The following is a 19,060-nucleotide window of genomic DNA, read 5'->3' on the forward strand; positions in this document are numbered from 1 at the left end:
CTCCTTTATATTTTATACAAAATAAAATTTGAATTTATAATATTTTTGTTTAAAATATATTGAAAATAGGAGCATAAAAATCTTATTTAAATTTTAAAATACTCTCTTAAACTTTCACAAATTTCAAAAAAATTTACCCCATCTATAGTAGGATTTTCTTTAAAAAACTCATGCATTCCTAAAAAACCACTTTCAAGTTCTTTAGACTTTACACCATAGCTTATACTAAGTCCTGCTTCTATAAAAGCAGCGATTTTATCACAGTATTTAAGCGCCTTACCATCTATAGCACCAAATTCATTTTCATTAAAAGAACTTAAACTTCCGCTGCAAAGTTCTATTTTAGCATTTTTATAGGTGCGATTTTCAAACTCATTTTTTACAAAATTTGACTCACCGTTTCTACCTTCTCTAATGCCTAAAATATAAGAAAATTCAGCCCTTAAACCCTCAGGTACAAAGGGTAAAATTCTTTCATTAATAAGTTTCATTTCATAATCATTTATAATATCATGAAGCCCATCAATGCCGTATTTTACAGGGCTTATAATATCACGCGTTAAAGACTCTGGCAAATCATGAAACAAAGCACAATAAAAATTATTCTCAAGTCTTTTATCGCAAGCCTTGATTTTTAGTGAGTAAAAATATCCCAAAATCGCCACCACAAGCATATGTCCTAAAACCGCAGTTTCTGGTATGCGTGGAGTTTGAGCCCAACGCTTTTGAAAGCGAAGTCTTCCGCTAAGATCGATGATTTTGGCTATTTTTTGATTTAAAGCGATTTTTCTAGCTCCTATAAGCTCATAGTAATCTTCTAATTCTTCTTCAACTTTGTTTTTAATCTCATCAATATCATTTAAAAAAGCTGAGGTTTGATAAACTATGTTAAATTCCCATCTTGTAGCAAAATACGAAGCTGCTTTTAAGATAAGCCTTTCTTTAGCGTAAGCATTGCCGTTTAAATACGCTTCAAAACGCTTTAAAAACTCTCCTTCTTCTATATCTTCTATCATAGGTTCGATTTTGCTTAAAACCCAAGCATTAACTTCAGCTTTTTTTTGACGCACGATTTCATGATACACATCAGGGCGTATATCGGTTACTACCACACGACTTAAAAACTCAAAAATTCCCCCTTCTATAATCACTCTCATATCCACATCTTTTTCCATTTTAGCGATGAAATATGCGATGATGAATTTATGAGCTTGTTTGTCAAGTTCAACCAAAGTTGCCATTCTTGGATAATCATTCCAACGACTGATAGAAGCGGCTTTAAAAATGTGTTCTATGAGTTTTATGCTTATCATGCTTTTGCCTTTTTTTGCAATTTAAATTTAAAAATTTTTGTTAAAATTGCGAAATTATAGCAAATTTAAGGATAAAAATGAGTAAAAAAGCGCTTTGTATCATAAGTGGCGGTATGGATAGCACTTTGTGTGCTTATCTAGCCAAAAAAGAAGGCTATGAAATCATCGCTTTGCATTTTGACTATGAACAACGTACCCAAGAGAAAGAAAGAGAATGTTTTAAGCAAATTTGCAAAACTTTAAAAGTAGAAAAATCTTATATTTTAGATGTGAGTTTTATCAAAGATATAGGGGGTAATGCCTTAACCGATAAAAGTATAGACATTCCTAAAAATGAGCTTTGTGTAAGCTATACTCCACCTATCACTTATGTGGCTTTTCGCAATGGAATTTTCTTAAGTATAGCAGGATCTTTGGCTGAAAAGGAAAATTGTGAGAGTATTTTTATAGGGGTGGTAGAAGAAGATGGCAGTGGTTATCCTGACTGTACTGATGAGTTTATACAAAAGGCACAAGAATTTATCAATGAAGGTACGAGTAAGAATTTTAAAGTTTATATAAAAACTCCACTTGTTAGACTGAACAAAGCTAAAATTGTAGAACTAGCTTTAAAAGAAAATGTGCCTTTAGAGCTTACTTGGTCTTGTTACGAGAGTGAAGATGAAGCTTGTGGGGAGTGCGATAGTTGTTTACTTCGTTTAAGAGGTTTTGAAAAAGCAGGATTTAAAGATAAGATCAAATATAAGTCCTAGTTTTCACTAGGACTTAAAGCTTAGTTTAGAGTATAAAGCTTGTTTGCTCCATCTTGATAAGAAAGAATGTTGATTTTTCCATCTTTAAAGAAAATGCTTCTAGCATTAGTGATAGAGCTTGGGAAAGCGATAGTTTTTACTACTTCTTCTTTAACTGGATCAATTACAGCAATCACATTGTGATTTTTGCTTAGTGCATAAATTTCTCCATCTTTAAAAGTCATAGAAGTTACATAAAGATCGCCTAAAGTTTTACCTTCTTTAAGATTTGCTTTTGGAGTAAATTCTCCTGAAAGAACACGATCTTTTAAAGAAACTTTAGAGATTACAAAAGTTTTAGCGTCTTTGTTGTTTGGAACAGTTGCAAGATAAAGATAATTTCCATCTGTAGTCATGCTTGCTACATGGTTAAATTTCGCTCTTACAGTATCAAGTCTTCCACGACCTAAACCTTCACCTTGGCCTTTAAATTTATCATTACCTTTTACAAAATCAGCGTATTGTTTAGCGATATCTTCTTCACTTGCATTAGGATTTTTTGCAAATCTTAAGAAAGATTTGTTTGAGCCCATAAGAATGAATTTATCGTTCATATAAGGTATAATACCAATAATTGGATCGATAGTAGCTGAAAAATAAGGATCAAGCTCAAAACCTTCTTTAACGCTAAAATTATTATCTAAGAAAGCCACATCCCATTTAGAACTTGCTACAAATTCATTGTTGATATAATCAAGAGTATTGATGGCTTTGTCAAAATTTATGGTTTGTTCATTTGTGATTTTAAGCTCATCATTGATTTTTGCAAATGGAGCATTGTTGATATCATTATCAAATTTTATGCCAAGTTTTTCACTTGCAGGTGCAAAAGCATAATCAGGAGCTTTAACATCGCGCTTTCCTAAGAAAGAAATATTTTGCCATAAACCATTCCAACCTTCTTTACTCCAAATGATGTATTTTGGATTTAAGCTAAATCTTACAGGATCGCCTTGTCCCACATAAGGAGGAATTCCTGTGCTTACAAAAGCTTGGAAAACATTTGAAGCTACTACAATCGCACTGATAACTACAGCTGCGAGAGAAAATTTCGTATATTTTCTAAATTTTTCTCCATTTAATTCTGCTTCAAAAGCATTAAATTTAGGAGCAAAAGCAAAAATCACACCTAAAAGCAATACAACAGCCCAAAATACCACTTCAGCCCAAAAATAAGTATGGATACCAAAAACTGCTAAACCAAAACCTTGATCTAAATCTCTATGAGCGTGATTGCCATAGTGAGCAAAAGATTGATAAAGGCCTACTGCTGTCATGATTAAAAGAGCAGCAAGGTATTTACCTTTCATACCATAACGAACAATGAAAAGCGCCATCACACCGATAAAGATCATTGCTTCTCTTTGTCCCCAGCAAAGTGTGCAGGGACTATCACCCAACATATAACCAAATACAAAATTTGCAATACCTACAGGTAAGAGTATGATCAAAAAGCCTGCTAAACACATTAGTGTGTAGAAATTTTTTGTTTTATTGATTTCGTTCATTTAGCCCTCCCTTACAGATTCATTATTGTTAATAGTGCGCCTGTTTTGTGGCCAACATAGAAAAAAACCATTAAAAGCCAAGCTACCATTACTAAACCAAAAGCCAAATTTTCTTTTTCTGGTTTTTTGATAATCAGTATCAAGGCGATTAAAACTAATAAAAGTTCAAGAAACTCCATAGTATCTCCTTATGAAATAAAAACCGTTAATTTTACTTTAAAAACATAAATTAAAGATAAATTTTTTATTAAAATTTCGTGTTAATTTAAATTAACACGAAAAAAGTTACTGAAAGCTACTTAATTTTTCAGAGAGTTTAGACGCACCATTTAGAACATTTTGAGAGATATTATTGATTTCGGATGATAAATCTTTAACAGAATTTGCAAGTTCATTAACCTTGTTTATGCTTGTTCCTAGGATAAGCATTTTATCTTTTACTTCCATGCTTTTATCTTTCATGGTTTGGGTTGATTCTATAGAGCTTTCTAGTTTATGCATAGAATTTACAAGTTCTTGTTGTAAATCATTGGTTTTTAAAGAGGTTTCTTTCATAGAATCATGGATAAGATCCATCAAGGCTTTGTTGTCATTGATTTGTTGGACTATAGCATTAACAGTAGCATTTATATTTAAAAGAGATTTACTTGTTTTATCGGCAAGTTGACCTACTTCATCAGCAACAACTGCAAAACCCCGTCCATGTTCGCCCGCTCTTGCAGCTTCAATAGCTGCATTCAAGGCAAGTAGATTGGTTTGATCGGCTATATCTCTAATAGAACTCGTAATTTCTATAATATTATCTGCACTTTGAGTTAGATTATCCATATTGGCTACTATATTTTGCTCTTTTTCATTATTTTCATTTATTAAATTTACAAGTTCAGATAGAGTAAGTTCTACCTTATCCATCAGTATGTGCATATCTTGCATATTTTCTATGCTTTCTTGTGCTAAATTTCCCGCAAGATTGATATGATCATCTAAGACATAGGTGATTTCTTTAACGCCTTGAATTTGTTCATGTTGTGAATTAGAACTGTTTTCAAGCATCATAGAGTTGTTTTTGAGCTTTTGTGAATTTTGATGACTTGATTTAGCATTTTCTATGGCTTCTATGATTGAGTTTTGAACGGTGGATATAAATGAATTAATATATTGAGCACTTTGTCCAAGTTCGCTTTTTGGATCTATATTTAAACGAGAGTGTAGATTGGCTTCTTTACTAGCTAAATTAGCGCTTAGTTTTTCTAAAGTATGAATTGGCATGATGACTTTTTTTAGTGTTAATAAAATAAAAAATACAAATAATACAAGAGTGATTCCAAATACTGTTAAAGCGATATAAAATTTAAATAAATTAGATTGTTCTACAGCATTTTGAGTGAAAGCGTTAAGTTGTTTTAACTCTTTCATAAGAGAATTATTCTCATAAATAGAAGAATTATCTTGCATAATAGAAATCTGTTTTACAATCATTTTATAGTGTTTTAGAAAAAGTTGTAAATTTTCACTTTTTGTATCGTTTTTGATTTCTTTCATAAGGCTGTTGAGTTGATTGAGTGTTGTTTTTTGCAAAATACTTTCAGTTGAAAGAACGCTTAACATAGAACTCATTGTTCTATAGTTGTTTTTATTTGTTTCATGGTTTTGTTCTAATTCTTCAAAATAATTTTTAGCTAATTCAAACAAATAAAGTTTTGAATTTACCGCTATGGAATTTGCGGATTTGAAATAATTAAGCTGGATTAGTTTGGCATTAAAAATTTCTTCCGCTTTGCTTATATCAATCCCAAAAGTTTTAAGTTTTTTAAAGTTTTCTTGCATTTTTTTTATTGCTTGAACACTTGGATCATAGTTAATAAAATTAAAACTATTTTGAAAAACGGAATTGATTTTTTCATCTGAAATTTGTAGCTGTTGAACTATGTTTATTAAGTCTTTATTATCTTTAGATGAGGAGTAGTTGTTAAAAATAATACCTAGCAAAACAAGAATAAAAGCTAAAACTAGCGTAGATAAAATAATAAATTTTATCAAAAATGAACTTTTTTTATTTGTCATGATATTCTCCTGTCAAGCTTTCTAGGAATGCAACTATATTATCAACTGTTTTTTGATCTAAAAATTTTCCTAGTTGATAGTAAGCCATAAACTGAACACAAGCATCTAAAGTAGGTATAGAACCATCATGAAAATAAGGCGCGGTTTTGGCTATATTTCTTAAACTAGGAACCTTAAATATCATTTTATCAGCTTCTCTTTTTGTGATTTCATAGCGTCCTAAATCTTCTTGATTTGGGTATTCTTCAAAAATACCGATTTTTTGAAACATATTTCCACCTATATTTTGACCTTGATGACAAGAAATGCAGCCATTAGCTTTAAAATCTTCATAACCTTTTTTAGCTTGAGCTGAAATAGCATTTTGATCTCCGCTAAGATAGCGATCAAAAGGAGAATTTGGAGTGATTAAGGTTTTTTCAAATTCTGCAACTGCAAGAGCTATGTTTTCTACCGTAACTTCTCCATAAAGTTTTTTAAAAGTTTTTACATAATCTTCATTAGAATTAACTTTTTGTAAAAGAAGTTCAGGACTTAGTCCCATTTCTTTTGGATTAAAAAAAGGCACTTTTGCTTGTTCTGCTAAATCTTTGGCTCTGCCATTCCAAAATTGCACAAAATTAAACACAGAATTAAAGGTTGTAGGAGTGTTAAAAGGTTTATCAAGTTGATTATCAACTCCTATTGAAAATTCAAGTCCATCAACGCCGTGTTGATCAAGCCTATGGCAGGTATTACATGAAACTTTTCCATCTTTGGATAAGCTTTTATCCATATAAAGACTTTTTCCAAGCTTAGCTTTTTCTTTATCATAAGGGATGGAATTTGGAATAGGGGTTATCATATCTACTGCAAAGACTATATTTGCATAAGATAAACATAAAATTATTATTATTTTTTTCATAATAAATTTCTACCTTAAGTTTAAATTTCTCAGAATGTCATTATACTTTAATTTTGGTAAATTGTTTAATATATTGATATTTTTTATTTAAAGTTTTTTTATTTTGTTGCAAAGTTCTCCTAAATTTTCTATGACACAACGTACTTTATCTCCTGATTTTAAAAAAGTAGGTGGATTTAACCCCATGCCCACTCCACTAGGAGTTCCCATAGATATAATACTTCCAGCTTTTAAAAGCATGCCCGCGCTAAGTTCTTCTAAGACATAAGCAATATCAAAAATAAACAATTGGGTGTTAGAGTTTTGGCGTAGTTCATCATTGACATAGCTTTGAAGTTGGAGTTTAGGAGGATAAGAAATTTCATCTACGCTTGTGATATAAGGTCCCATTATAGTGCTACCTTCAAGACTTTTTGCTCGGTAGAATTGTTTGTGGCGTTTTTGAAGTTCGCGAGCTGAAATTTCATTGATAATAGTATAGCCAAAGATATAATTTTTTGCATCTTTAGCTTTGATTTTATAAGCATCTTTACTTAAAATAAATGCAAGCTCACATTCATAATCAAGCTGAGAAGTTACATCTGCATGTAAAGGTATATCACCAAAAGGTGGCGTAGCTTGATTGCAGCGTTTTCCAAAATATACAGGATATTCTCTTTCTTCAAATTTTTCACCCTTAAATTTGGCAGATTCTTTGGCATGATCTAAAAAATTAATCCCAAGACATATAATATCTTGACGAGGTTCTATAATAGGAGCTAGATAATCTTCTTTTGGAATTTCATAGGCTATTTTAGAATCCAAGTCTGTAAGCTTGTGTTTAAATTTATCAAAATAGATAATAAATTCATTCATATCGTTAGTTTCAATGCCAAGATCAGCAAAACTTACAATTTTTCCACTAGAATTTAGTACTCCTAGATTGGGTTTTTGATCCTGTATAAAATTAACAAATTTCATTAAAAAATCTCGCTTTTTTATTTAATTATACTTAAAGTTTTAGCAAGAATTATTTTTTTGTTTTAAAATTTGGTAAAAAAGTGATTGATTGTAGCGTAGTGAAACATCATTTTATTTTATGGAATTGTTGAAAATTTCTTTTATGTTTATTTTTGAGTTGATATCAAAATTTTGATTTTTATATTGAAATTTCAAACGATAAGAATGTAAACACAAACGCAAGGCACCTGTAAGTTTTAAGCGTTCTTTAGGATTTAATTTTTCATCTAAAATGCTTTCGATTTGTTCTTTGCTAAGCCCATAAAGCGGATCTCCTAAAATGGTATGGTTTTTATAGTGCAAATGCACTCTTATTTGGTGTTGCCTGCCTGTTAAGGGTTTGCAAAGTAAAAGAGTAGCGTTGATTTTAGGAAAGTATTCTAAAATTTCAAATTCAGTGATAGCTTGTTTTCCTTCTTTGCAAATTTGCATTCTTGTTTTTACATCATCGTAGTTTTTAGTTAAATTTATAGCTTTATCAACTATAAAATTTTCTTCTATTTTTCCATGAGCTAGAGCAAGGTATTCTTTTTGAACTAGTTTTTTTTCAAATAAGCTTTTAAGATCAATTTGTGCTTTTTTATTTTTGGCTATAAGTATAAGTCCGCTCGTTTCTTTATCGAGCCTGTGTGTTACGCAAGCTTCTTTTCCCCAAAGATGCCAAATTTCATCACTAAGACTGTATTTGCAATGTCTACCATTTGGATGGCTTAAGATCCCACTTTCTTTTTCAAGTATGGCAAAGTCTTCATTTTCAAAGACAATTTCTACTCCTTTGGGGTTGTTTTCATAGACTATAAGCTCTACTAAACCATTTAAAATTTTATTCTTTTCTTCTACTAAAATTCCATCACAAAAAAGTCTTTTTTTGTCTATGAGTTTTTGTGCTTCATTTATGCTAATTTTTAAATTTTCCATAAGGACTTGAAACGCCTTTTTTCCATTATTTGAGAGTTTTATTTTTATGTAGGCCATTTAATAACTTTCTTAGGATAATTTGATATAATTTCCGTTTTTTAAAATATAAAATTATAGCTAAAAAGGTTTCAAAGATGGTTGAAAGATATAGCAGAGAAATCATGGCTAAAAAATGGGACATGCAAGCAAAATATGATGCGTGGTTAAAAGTAGAATTAGCTGCTGTAAAAGCTTGGAATAAACTCGGTCTCATTAATGACACAGACTGCGAAAAAATTCTTAAAAATGCAAAATTTGATATTGCAAGAATAGACGAAATAGAAAAAACCACAAAACACGATGTTATCGCTTTTCTTACAAGTGTAAGTGAAAGTTTGGGAGAAGAGAGTCGTTTTGTGCATTATGCAATGACAAGTTCTGATTGTATAGATACAGCTGTTGCTTTACAGATAAAAGAGAGTTTGGAGCTTATTTTAGAAGATGTTTCTTTGCTTTTAGAAGTGATCAAAAAGCGTGCTTTGGAGCATAAAAACACCTTAATGGTAGGAAGAAGTCATGGAATTCATGGAGAGCCTATCACTTTTGGTTTGGTGTTAGCTATTTGGTATGATGAAATTTTGCATGCAAAAGAGCTTTTAGAACATGCAAAAGAAGTGATAAGCTATGGAAAAATCAGCGGTGCAATGGGAAATTTTGCTCATGCACCTTTGGAATTTGAAGAAGAAGTTTGTAAAAATTTAGGTCTTAAAGCCGCTCCTGTTTCAAATCAGGTGATTCAAAGAGATCGTTACGCTCAAGTTATTTCTGCTATTGCGATTTTAGCTTCAAGTTGTGAGCAAATCGCTGTAGCCATAAGACATTTTCAAAGAACTGAAGTTTATGAGGCTGAAGAGTATTTTAGTGTAGGACAAAAGGGAAGTTCAGCTATGCCACATAAAAGAAATCCCGTTTTAAGTGAAAATATCACAGGGCTTTGTCGTGTGCTTAGATCTTTTGTAACTCCAGCTTTAGAAAATGTTGCACTTTGGCATGAAAGAGATATATCTCATTCTAGTGTCGAAAGATTTATTTTGCCTGATGCTTTTATCACGGCTGATTTTATGCTTATGCGTCTTACAAATATGATTGATAAGCTTTTGGTTTATCCTGAAAATATGATGAAAAATTTAAATCTTACAGGCGGGCTTGTATTTTCAGGGAGGGTGCTTTTAGAGCTTCCATTTAAAGGCATTAGTCGTGAAGAAGCTTATAAAATAGTTCAAAGAAATGCTATGAAAGTTTGGGCGGATTTGCAAAATGGCAAGGCTGCTATCAATGAAAAAAATGAAAGTTTGTTTTTGTTGGCACTTTTAGAGGATGAGGATTTAAGAAAAAGTTTGAGCGAAGAGGATGTAAGAAAATGTTTCGATTATAACTACTATATAAAAAATGTTGATGCAATTTTTAAAAGAACATTTAAATAAAAAGCAAGGAAGGCAATGAAAGTTATTAAAAGAAATGGTCGCACAGAAGAATTGGATATTTCTAAGATTAAAAAATGCACCTCTGATGCTGTAAAAGATTTAGAAGGTGTGAATTTAAGCGAACTTGAACTCGATGCAAAGATTCAATTTCGCGATGGAATTTCAACTGAAGAAATTCAAAAAACTTTAATTAAAACCGCGGTAGATAAGATAGATATTGATTGTCCAAATTGGACCTTTGTTGCAGCTAGACTTTTTTTATTTGATTTGTATAAGAAAGTTAATGGTATGAATCGCTATAATCATTTGCGTGAATATTTTGAAAAGGGCGAAAAAGAAGGAAGAATTTTACTTGGTCTTAAAGAAAAATACGATTTAGATGATTTAAATGCTTATATTAAGCCTGAACGCGATATGCAATTTACTTATCTTGGTATTAAAACTTTATATGATAGATACTTGATTAAAGATAGTAAAGGTATGCCTATAGAACTTCCTCAACAAATGTTTATGGCCATTGCGATGTTTTTAGCGCAGAATGAATTTAATCCCCAAGAATGGGCAAAGAAATTTTATGATCTTATTTCTAAATTTGAACTCATGCTTGCAACTCCAACTTTATCAAACGCTAGGACAACGCGCCATCAACTTAGCTCTTGCTATATAGGTTCAACTCCTGATAATATTGAAGGCATTTTTGATTCTTATCAAGAAATGGCTTTGCTTTCTAAATTTGGTGGCGGTATAGGTTGGGATTGGTCTAAAGTGCGTGCTATGGGTGGAAGCATAGATGGACATAAAAACGCTGCAGGAGGGATTATACCTTTCTTGAAAATTACTAATGATATTGCCGTGGCAGTAGATCAACTAGGAACCAGAAAAGGAGCTATAGCCGTTTATATAGAACCTTGGCACATGGATATAAGTGATTTTATTGATTTGCGTAAAAATTCAGGTGAAGAAAGACGCCGTGCTCATGAACTTTTCCCTGCTTTATGGATCAATGATCTTTTTATGAAGAGAGTAAGAGCTAATGATAAATGGACTCTTTTTGATCCTGCAGATACAGCGGATTTGTGTGATTTATATGGCGAGGCTTTTGAAAAACGCTATGAAGAATATGAAAAAGATGAAAGCATTACCAAAGAAATCGTAGAAGCTAAAGAGCTTTGGAAGAAAATTTTGCTAAATTATTTTGAAACAGGCTTGCCATTTTTATGTTTTAAAGATAGTGCTAATAGAGCAAATCCAAATGCTCATGTAGGAATTATTAGAAGTTCAAATTTATGTACTGAAATTTTTCAAAATACCGAGCCAAATTATTATCAAATTAAAGTAGTTTTTGAAAATGGAGATGAGCTTCATTTTGATGAAGAACAAAAAGTTGTGATCGATGGGGGATATGAAAAACCAGCCAAAAAAATCTCAACTTTAGATAGTATTGATGGTAATAAAGTTTATATAGTGGAAAAATATAAAAATGATGGAAAAACAGCCGTTTGTAATTTAGCAAGTATAAATCTTAGCAAAGTATATACCAAAGAAGATATAGAGCGTGTTGTGCCAACGGCTATTCGTATGCTTGATAATGTAATTGATTTAAATTTTTATCCTCATAGAAAAGTAAAAGATACAAATTTAAAATCTCGTGCCATAGGTCTTGGAGTCATGGGTGAGGCACAAATGCTTGCTGAGGCTAAGATTCATTGGGGAAGTGATGAGCATTTAAATAAAATCGATGAGATTATGGAGCAAATTAGCTTTGAGGCTATTAATGCGAGTTCAAATTTAGCTCTTGAAAAAGGTTCTTATGAAGATTTTGAAGGATCAAACTGGAGCAAGGGGATTTTTCCTATTGATGTAGCAAGTCCTAAGGCTAAAGCTTTAACTTTAAGAGAAGGTTTATTTGATCAAAGTGAATGCGATTGGGTTAAACTTAGAGAAAAAGTTAAAAAAGATGGTATGAGAAATGGTTATCTGATGGCCATTGCACCTACTTCTTCTATTTCTATCTTGGTGGGTACTACGCAGACTATAGAACCTGTTTATAAAAGAAAGTGGTTTGAACAAAATTTAAGTGGTATGATACCTGTTGTTGTGCCAAATTTAAGCCTTGATACTTGGCAATACTATACTCCAGCCTACGAACTTGATCAAAAAATTCTTGTAAAGGCTGCTGCTGTGCGTGGTAAGTGGATCGATCAAGGGCAGAGTTTAAATATCTTTTTGTCGCTCGATAAAGCAAGTGGGGGATATTTAAATGAAATTTATCAACTCGCTTGGGAGCTTGGAGTAAAATCTACTTATTATTTAAGAAGTGAAAGCCCTGATAGTGAAAAAGTCAATGTTGCAGATCGTAGCATAGAATGTGAAGGTTGCCAATAAATACTAAAACCCAATGAAAAGCATTGGGTTTTAAAAGATTAAGAATTGTAAATTTCTTTATCTAGAGCTTTTAGATTTTTTGCGGTACAAAGTGCCGAAGTCATAGTTCCTGAGACATTGCTTGCTGTTCTTGCCATATCTATAATAGGATCTATGGCTAAAATCAAACTTAGCATGACAAAATTATTACCAAATCCAATCCCTGCTAGCATAATAGAAGCTGCCATAGTTGCGCTTCCAGGTACCCCAGCTATACCCAAGGATCCAATCACAGCTACCAAAACTATCATTAAAGCAAATGTAAAATCAATATGTGTATGTGTAGCAAAAGCTACAAAAACTGCTGCTAAAGCTGGAAAATATCCTGCGCAACCATTAAGTCCTGTTGTTGTACCTATAGATGCTACAAAATTAGCTATAGCTGAATTAACTCCAAATTTATTTTGCAAAGTTGAAGTGGTCATAGGTAAAGTGCCTAAAGAAGATCTTGAGCTAAATGCAAATAACCATACAGGAAAGGCTTTTTTTGCATATTTTATAGGGTTTAACCCTTGTGAAGCAAGAAGTAAAAAATGCACCCCAAACATTATAAACATAGCTATATAAATAAGCATTATAAAAAGTCCAGCTGTTTTGATAGCTTCAAAACCATTGCTTAAAAGCACATTAGCCATCATACAAACTACAGCATAAGGCATAAATCTAATAACTGTAGCAGTCATGTTCATCATAATATTATAAAAGGTTAGGATAAAATTATGAAAACTTTTAAAGGCTTGTTCATACTCTTCTTTTTTAGAAATTTTTTTAGCACTAATTCCTATAAAAAAAGAAAAAATGACAATAGCTATAATATTTTCTTTATTAATAGCTGTAATGATGTTGCTAGGTATTAGTCCTAGTATAATATTTGAAAAAGTTTGAATTTCGCGAATTTGTTTATCTCCTTCATGTATAGCAAAATTACTTCCTAAATCAAAACTATAACCTAAAAATATACCCAAGGTTGCAGCTATGGCTGTGCTAAAGAGTATCCAAAAAAGACTTATTCCAAGCAAGGAGGATATTTTGATATTTTTATCAATTTCTATAATTACTTTTATAATGCAAATGCTTACAAGAGGAACAACTAGCATTTTTATAAAAGCTACAAAAACAGAACTTACAAATGCAAACCAATGTTTTGTTTCACTATACCAAAGAATATTACTTGCTTCTTTAGCATCTGGAAAATTTGCCAAATATTGCAAAGCAAAACCAAACCCCAAACCCATTAAAAGCGCAAATAGCATGCGAAGAGAAAAATTGATTTTTATATCCCGCATTTTTTTTAATGCGTAAAAAACAACACAAAGCATAGCAAGAGTAGTTATAGTATGAGCTTGTGAAATCATTAGAAAATCTTGAAAAAATTGTTTATCCATAAAAAGTCCTTATAAGAAACTATAATCAAGCACAAGGTATATGAAAATATACTTGCATAAAGCTTGATTTTATAAATGGTAGCATAAAAATATTTTAAATAAGATAAAATTAGTATGATTTATTCTATATCTTTATGTAAGCAATGTTCAAATATAAATTTGTGTTCTTGCGGTAAGGCTTCAAATAAAGCATTTGCTAAATTTCTAATCTCCCAAAGAGCTGATTTTGAACTACGCAAAGATATGAAATTTTGTAAACTTCTTGCATTAATCGTTAGTGTAAGTTCGGTTTTATAGCTTTCTGGTAAGCAGTATTTGGCTATATCTAGACTAATGCTTTTTTGTAAAATAGTGCGTAAATTTTCTAAGGCTTTAATGCTTGCGTTATCAACCTCTTCATTACCACAAAGCACAAGATAACGGCTTGCATTTTCAAAATCTCCTATTTTAAATTCAGCTTCATTGCGAAGTTCTTTTAAGGTATAACGCGTGCTTTTTACACTAGGACTAGTGTGACGGTGTCTTGCAACTTCTTGCAAACAAGCTCTTGAAATTCCTTGTATATAAAAAGTATAGTTTAGATGTTCTAAGGTTGAAGCGTGTTTGAATTTATTGCCCACGCGATCGATAAGTTCTTTATCTTTTTCGCCACCGCAATCGCCTTTTTCAAAGCTTTGCCAACAAGTTCTTGTTGCATGAGAACAAATAGATAATGGAGTGTGAAAAAGTAAAGTGATTTGCATGCTTATTCCTTTTTTGATAAAAATATTTTTTGTAATTCTTGCATTTTTTACTTAAAATTCTAATGAAATAAAAAGTTTTATCAAGCTATAATTAGATAAAAAAATAAGGCTTATTATCAATGAAACAAACAAAATATATTTTTGTAACAGGTGGAGTTTTAAGTTCTTTGGGTAAAGGGATAGCTGCTGCTTCTATCGCAACACTTTTAAAAAATTCAGGACTTAAAGTGAGTATTTTAAAAGCTGATCCTTATATCAATGTCGATCCAGGCACCATGAGTCCTTTTGAGCATGGGGAAGTTTTTGTAACTGATGATGGAGCAGAAACAGATCTTGATTTGGGGCATTATGAGCGTTTTTTGGATGAGAGTTTATCTCAAGATAATAACTTTACTACAGGACGCGTTTATCAAAGTGTGATTGAAAAAGAAAGGCGTGGAGAATATCTTGGCAAAACCATTCAAGTTATCCCTCATATAGTAGGAGAAATCAAAGATCGCATTAAAAAAGCAGGAGAAGGCAAAGATATACTCATCGTTGAAATAGGCGGAACTGTTGGGGATATAGAAGGCTTGCCTTTTTTAGAAGCCATTCGTGCTTTGCGTTTGGAAGTGGGTAAAAATAATGCTATGAATATTCATCTTACCCTAGTACCTTTTATCAAGGCTGCAGGAGAATTAAAAACAAAGCCAACTCAACATAGTGTAGGCGAGTTAAGACGCATAGGCATTAGTCCTGATATGATTATTTGTCGTAGTGAAAAAGCTCTTGATAGGGATTTAAAAGATAAAATTGCTATTTCTTGTGGAGTGGAAAAAAATTGCGTGATAGAAAGTGTTGATGCGGCTAGTATTTATCAAATTCCACTTAATTTTTTAAAGCAAGATATTTTAAGCCCTATTGCTGAAATTTTGGATTTGAAAAATTTAAAACCTAATATGGAAAATTGGGACTCTTTGGTAAAAAGAGTTATAGCTCCAAGTAATGAAGTTAAAATCGCTTTTGTAGGCAAATATGTGGATTTAAAAGAAAGTTATAAAAGCCTTACTGAAGCTATTATACACGCAGGCGCAGCTCTAGATACTAAAGTGGAGTTAAAATGGGTAGATAGTGAAAAACTTGAAAATATGGAAAGTGCTGAAGTATTTAAAGATGTGAGTGGAATTTTAGTTGCTGGGGGATTTGGATATCGTGGTGTAGAAGGTAAGATAAAAGCCATTCAATACGCAAGAGAAAATAAAATTCCTTTTTTAGGAATTTGTTTAGGTATGCAGCTTGCTTTGGTGGAAGTTGCTAGAAATGTATTAAAACTTAAAGATGCAAATTCAAGTGAATTTGATGAGAAATGCCAAAATCCTGTGGTTTATTTGATTGATGAATTTATGGATACAAATGGAGAAAAACAAATTCGTACTGCAAAAACTCCTTTAGGCGGAACTATGCGTTTAGGGGCTTATAAATGTGATATCAAGGAAAAATCCCTTTTGGCTAAGGTTTATAATGAAGCAAAAAGTGTAAAAGAACGCCACCGCCACCGTTATGAAGCAAATCCAAAATATAGAGCAGATTTTGAAAAACACGGTTTAATTGTAAGTGGTGAAAGCAAAGGATTGATTGAAGCAGTTGAACTTAACTGTCATCCTTTTTTCTTGGCTGTGCAATTTCATCCAGAATTTACTTCAAGACTTGAGCATGTTAACCCTGTGATTTGCGGTTTTATCAAGGCAGCTATAAACTATGAAGATAATTAATAAAAATGAAATTAAAAAAATTTTGGCTTCGCGCTTTGAAAAAGATTTACATACCAAACTTTGTGATCTGCCTTTGCCATGCTGTTTAAAGGATGCATATAAAGCAGCTAATCGAATCAAAGAAGCTGTAGAAAAAAATGAGAAAGTCGCCATAGTAGGGGATTATGATGTTGATGGAATCATTTCTTGTGTTATTATGGCAGAATTTTTCGATGATATAGGTTTTGATTATATAGTAAGAATTCCAAATCGTTTTAAAGATGGATATGGATTAAATGCTGAGATCATCAACGAACTTGATGTAAATTTAATAATAACAGTAGATAATGGAATAGCTGCTCTTGAAGCAGCCAAACTCTGTAAAGAAAAAAATATAGATTTGATTATCACTGATCATCATATGCCTCAAGATGTTTTGCCTGATGCTTTTGCCATTATCAATCCAAAGCAAAAAGATTGTAATTTTCCAGAAATTGAAATTTGTGGAGCTCAAGTGGCATGGTATTTGATAGCGGCTTTAAAAGAAGTTTGCAAGCTTAAATACGATATGAGTAAATTTTTAGAACTTTTGGCGATTGCAATTATTGCAGATATGATGGAGCTTAGAGATTTAAATCGTGCTTTAGTAAGGCGTGGTATAGATCATATTAACAAATCCAAAAGAGCTGCTTTTCGGGCTATTAAGCATTATTATCAAAAGGATAAATTTGCTCTTGATAATATAGGATTTTTAATTGCTCCACTTATAAATAGTGCTGGAAGAATGGATGATGCAAGTATTTCTTATGAATTTTTACACACTAAAGATTTTAATAAAGCTTTAGAATATCTAGAGCAAATTGTTAGTTTTAATGAAAGTCGTAAAGATGAAGAAAAGCAGCTTTTTGAAGATAGTTTAAATCAAATCGATGAAAACGATTCTTGTATTGTGGTATCGGGATTAAATTGGCATGAAGGGGTTTTAGGGATTGTGGCAAGTCGTTTAGCTAAACATTTTAATAAACCTGCTTTTGTATTTTCTCAAAATGAAGAACACTTAAAAGGCAGTGCAAGAAGTGTTGGTAAGATTGATATTTTAGCTTTAATTTCTAAGACAAATTCTATATTAAGCAATTATGGTGGTCATAAAGGTGCTGCTGGAATCAGTTTAAACTCTGAAAATTTTGAACAATTTAAAAATAAAATCAAAAAAGAATGTTCGCAAATTTCTGAAAGTGAATTTTTGGATTCGGATGAAATTTTAGGAATCTTAGAACCTAGCGAAATTGATTTCGAAATGCTTGAAATTTTAGAATCTTTTGAACCTTTTGGACATAAAAATCCACGACCTTTTTTTGTTTTAGAAAATCTTTGTGTAAAAAATAAAAAACTTCTAGGTAAAGATGAAAAACACTTAAAGCTTATTTTAACCAAGGAAAATAAAACCATAGAAGCTTTATTTTTTAATTTTGATAAAGAGCCAGAATTGAATCAAAATATTTCTTTGCTTGGAAGTATTTCTAAGAATGAATTTAGAGGATTGGTAACTCCACAATTTGTTATTAAAGAAATTTTATAAAATTTATAAAATTTTTATTTATTATTTATTAATATTATATAAGTTTCATTAATGAAACGAATTTTAACAAAATAAGGGGAGAATTGTGAAAAAGTTACTATTATGTGTATTAGTATTTTTATCTATAGGAGCATGTATGGCAGAAGCTAAACCAAAGATTGCTATTTTAGCAACAGGTGGAACGATAGCAGGTTCTATTGATAGTGCTGTTGCCACAACAGGTTATACAGCTGGGGTTGTTGGTGTAGATGTTTTAATCAAAGCGGTTCCACAAATTCAAGATTTAGCTAATATTAGTGGGGAACAAATAGCAAATATTGATAGTTCAAATATGCGTGATGAAATTTGGCTAAAGCTTGCTAAAGAAATCAATAAGCTTTTTGCCGAAGGGGTGGATGGTGTGGTTATAACTCATGGTACTGACACCATGGAAGAAACTGCTTATTTTTTAAATTTAACCATTAAAAGTGATAAGCCTGTAGTTTTAGTTGGCGCTATGCGTCCATCAACCGCTATAAGTGCAGATGGGCCAAAAAATCTTTACAATGCTGTAGCATTAGCTGCTGATAAAGAGTCTAAGGACAAGGGTGTTATGGTAGCTATGAATGATAAAATTTTAAGTGCTAGAGGCGTGGTAAAAACCCATAGTTTAAATGTTGATGCTTTCTCTTCTCCCGATTTTGGGGATTTGGGTTATATAGTAGATGGTAAAGTCTTTTTTTATAATAATGTTACCAAAGCTCACACAAAAAACGCTCCTTTTGATGTAAGTAAACTCACAAGTTTACCAAAAGTAGATATTCTTTATAGCTATTCAAATGATGGCAGTGGTGTCGCTGCAAAAGCTTTATTTGAACATGGAGCTAAGGGCATAGTTGTTGCAGGAAGTGGTGCAGGAAGTATACATGAAGATCAAAAAAATGTTTTAAAAGAGCTTATAAAAAAAGGACTTGATGTTGTTGTAAGTTCAAGGGTTGTAGCAGGTCGTGTTGCTGTGAGTGATTCAGATGAAAAATTAGGTTTTATCAGTGCTGAAGATTTAAATCCTCAAAAAGCAAGAGTTTTGCTTATGTTAGCGCTTACAAAAACAAGTGATCCTAAAAAAATTCAAGAGTATTTTTTAAAATATTAAAATTTTTTAAATATTTCTAAACTTAGGGAATTTATCTTCCCTAAGTCAAGCCTTTCAATCCTATTAATAGTATATTTTTTATTATCATTTAAAATAACCCCCCCCCC

The 19,060-nt window shown here is 31.7% G+C and carries 15 protein-coding genes; 6 read left to right on the forward strand and 9 right to left on the reverse strand.

Going from position 1 to position 19,060, the window contains the following annotated elements:
* Nucleotides 1-86: 86 nt before the first annotated feature.
* The gene (locus AJN58_RS03010; RefSeq protein WP_070276297.1) at nucleotides 87-1,313 is read right to left on the reverse strand and encodes an HD domain-containing protein; all 1,227 of its coding nucleotides are present in this window, start codon (nucleotides 1,311-1,313) and stop codon (nucleotides 87-89) included.
* 77 nt (nucleotides 1,314-1,390) lie between these two features.
* Between AJN58_RS03010 and queC the strand changes: the two genes are divergently transcribed.
* Nucleotides 1,391-2,065: a 7-cyano-7-deazaguanine synthase QueC gene (queC, locus tag AJN58_RS03015; protein ID WP_070291961.1), complete on the forward strand. Its 675-nt coding sequence runs from the start codon at nucleotides 1,391-1,393 to the stop codon at nucleotides 2,063-2,065.
* A 20-nt stretch (nucleotides 2,066-2,085) separates the two neighbouring features.
* Here the strand turns inward: queC and dsbI are convergent, their stop codons facing one another.
* From dsbI to AJN58_RS03045, 6 genes are all read right to left on the reverse strand, one after another.
* Nucleotides 2,086-3,612 (reverse strand): disulfide bond formation protein DsbI, encoded by a 1,527-nt coding sequence (dsbI, locus tag AJN58_RS03020; RefSeq protein ID WP_070274830.1) that lies wholly within the window; start codon nucleotides 3,610-3,612, stop codon nucleotides 2,086-2,088.
* Nucleotides 3,613-3,623: 11 nt separating this feature from the next.
* Nucleotides 3,624-3,791, reverse strand: a complete 168-nt coding sequence (dba, locus tag AJN58_RS03025; RefSeq protein WP_002779270.1) for a disulfide bond formation protein Dba — start codon at nucleotides 3,789-3,791, stop codon at nucleotides 3,624-3,626.
* A gap of 106 nt (nucleotides 3,792-3,897) precedes the next feature.
* Complete coding sequence (locus tag AJN58_RS03030) at nucleotides 3,898-5,676, reverse strand: methyl-accepting chemotaxis protein (protein WP_070291963.1); 1,779 nt, start codon at nucleotides 5,674-5,676, stop codon at nucleotides 3,898-3,900.
* Nucleotides 5,666-6,580 (reverse strand): cytochrome-c peroxidase, encoded by a 915-nt coding sequence (locus AJN58_RS03035; protein WP_044778565.1) that lies wholly within the window; start codon nucleotides 6,578-6,580, stop codon nucleotides 5,666-5,668. Before AJN58_RS03035 ends, AJN58_RS03030 begins: the two co-directional genes overlap by 11 nt.
* A gap of 87 nt (nucleotides 6,581-6,667) precedes the next feature.
* Nucleotides 6,668-7,540, reverse strand: a complete 873-nt coding sequence (locus tag AJN58_RS03040) for a fumarylacetoacetate hydrolase family protein (protein ID WP_002860866.1) — start codon at nucleotides 7,538-7,540, stop codon at nucleotides 6,668-6,670.
* 111 nt (nucleotides 7,541-7,651) lie between these two features.
* Nucleotides 7,652-8,554: an RluA family pseudouridine synthase gene (locus tag AJN58_RS03045; RefSeq protein WP_052859117.1), complete on the reverse strand. Its 903-nt coding sequence runs from the start codon at nucleotides 8,552-8,554 to the stop codon at nucleotides 7,652-7,654.
* Between the two features lie 77 nt (nucleotides 8,555-8,631).
* On the opposite strand from AJN58_RS03045, the gene purB reads away from it, so the two are divergent.
* A complete protein-coding gene (purB, locus tag AJN58_RS03050) occupies nucleotides 8,632-9,960 on the forward strand; it encodes an adenylosuccinate lyase (RefSeq protein WP_070276294.1) in 1,329 nt (442 codons plus the stop codon).
* Between the two features lie 15 nt (nucleotides 9,961-9,975).
* Nucleotides 9,976-12,345 carry a ribonucleoside-diphosphate reductase subunit alpha gene (locus AJN58_RS03055; protein ID WP_002860869.1) on the forward strand — a complete coding sequence of 790 codons (2,370 nt, stop codon included), beginning with the start codon at nucleotides 9,976-9,978 and terminating at the stop codon, nucleotides 12,343-12,345.
* A gap of 38 nt (nucleotides 12,346-12,383) precedes the next feature.
* Here AJN58_RS03055 and AJN58_RS03060 read toward each other — a convergent pair whose 3' ends face one another.
* Together AJN58_RS03060 and thyX are read right to left on the reverse strand one after the other, a co-directional pair.
* Entirely contained in the window at nucleotides 12,384-13,769 is a 1,386-nt protein-coding gene (locus AJN58_RS03060) for a cation:dicarboxylate symporter family transporter (protein WP_070276293.1), read from the reverse strand.
* A 119-nt stretch (nucleotides 13,770-13,888) separates the two neighbouring features.
* Complete coding sequence (thyX, locus tag AJN58_RS03065) at nucleotides 13,889-14,512, reverse strand: FAD-dependent thymidylate synthase (protein WP_002871158.1); 624 nt, start codon at nucleotides 14,510-14,512, stop codon at nucleotides 13,889-13,891.
* A gap of 119 nt (nucleotides 14,513-14,631) precedes the next feature.
* On the opposite strand from thyX, the gene AJN58_RS03070 reads away from it, so the two are divergent.
* The 3 genes from AJN58_RS03070 (at nucleotide 14,632) to AJN58_RS03080 (ending at nucleotide 18,953) form a co-directional block, all read left to right on the forward strand.
* Nucleotides 14,632-16,263 carry a CTP synthase gene (locus AJN58_RS03070; RefSeq protein WP_002871159.1) on the forward strand — a complete coding sequence of 544 codons (1,632 nt, stop codon included), beginning with the start codon at nucleotides 14,632-14,634 and terminating at the stop codon, nucleotides 16,261-16,263.
* Entirely contained in the window at nucleotides 16,250-17,821 is a 1,572-nt protein-coding gene (recJ, locus tag AJN58_RS03075; protein WP_002871160.1) for a single-stranded-DNA-specific exonuclease RecJ, read from the forward strand. Before AJN58_RS03070 ends, recJ begins: the two co-directional genes overlap by 14 nt.
* A gap of 85 nt (nucleotides 17,822-17,906) precedes the next feature.
* The gene (locus AJN58_RS03080; protein ID WP_083265156.1) at nucleotides 17,907-18,953 is read left to right on the forward strand and encodes a type II asparaginase; all 1,047 of its coding nucleotides are present in this window, start codon (nucleotides 17,907-17,909) and stop codon (nucleotides 18,951-18,953) included.
* The last annotated feature ends 107 nt before the right edge of the window (nucleotides 18,954-19,060 follow it).

The sequence above is a fragment of the Campylobacter sp. BCW_4321 genome (genome assembly GCF_001763075.1).
Taxonomy (GTDB): domain Bacteria; phylum Campylobacterota; class Campylobacteria; order Campylobacterales; family Campylobacteraceae; genus Campylobacter_D; species Campylobacter_D jejuni.

Excerpts from the sequence above, each read along its gene's own strand:
- AJN58_RS03010 (WP_070276297.1), bottom strand. The coding sequence starts at position 1,313 with ATGATAAGCATAAAACTCATAGAACACATTTTTAAAGCCGCTTCTATC.
- queC (WP_070291961.1), top strand. The coding sequence starts at position 1,391 with ATGAGTAAAAAAGCGCTTTGTATCATAAGTGGCGGTATGGATAGCACT.
- dsbI (WP_070274830.1), bottom strand. The coding sequence starts at position 3,612 with ATGAACGAAATCAATAAAACAAAAAATTTCTACACACTAATGTGTTTA.
- dba (WP_002779270.1), bottom strand. The coding sequence starts at position 3,791 with ATGGAGTTTCTTGAACTTTTATTAGTTTTAATCGCCTTGATACTGATT.
- AJN58_RS03030 (WP_070291963.1), bottom strand. The coding sequence starts at position 5,676 with ATGACAAATAAAAAAAGTTCATTTTTGATAAAATTTATTATTTTATCT.
- AJN58_RS03035 (WP_044778565.1), bottom strand. The coding sequence starts at position 6,580 with ATGAAAAAAATAATAATAATTTTATGTTTATCTTATGCAAATATAGTC.
- AJN58_RS03040 (WP_002860866.1), bottom strand. The coding sequence starts at position 7,540 with ATGAAATTTGTTAATTTTATACAGGATCAAAAACCCAATCTAGGAGTA.
- AJN58_RS03045 (WP_052859117.1), bottom strand. The coding sequence starts at position 8,554 with ATGGCCTACATAAAAATAAAACTCTCAAATAATGGAAAAAAGGCGTTT.
- purB (WP_070276294.1), top strand. The coding sequence starts at position 8,632 with ATGGTTGAAAGATATAGCAGAGAAATCATGGCTAAAAAATGGGACATG.
- AJN58_RS03055 (WP_002860869.1), top strand. The coding sequence starts at position 9,976 with ATGAAAGTTATTAAAAGAAATGGTCGCACAGAAGAATTGGATATTTCT.
- AJN58_RS03060 (WP_070276293.1), bottom strand. The coding sequence starts at position 13,769 with ATGGATAAACAATTTTTTCAAGATTTTCTAATGATTTCACAAGCTCAT.
- thyX (WP_002871158.1), bottom strand. The coding sequence starts at position 14,512 with ATGCAAATCACTTTACTTTTTCACACTCCATTATCTATTTGTTCTCAT.
- AJN58_RS03070 (WP_002871159.1), top strand. The coding sequence starts at position 14,632 with ATGAAACAAACAAAATATATTTTTGTAACAGGTGGAGTTTTAAGTTCT.
- recJ (WP_002871160.1), top strand. The coding sequence starts at position 16,250 with ATGAAGATAATTAATAAAAATGAAATTAAAAAAATTTTGGCTTCGCGC.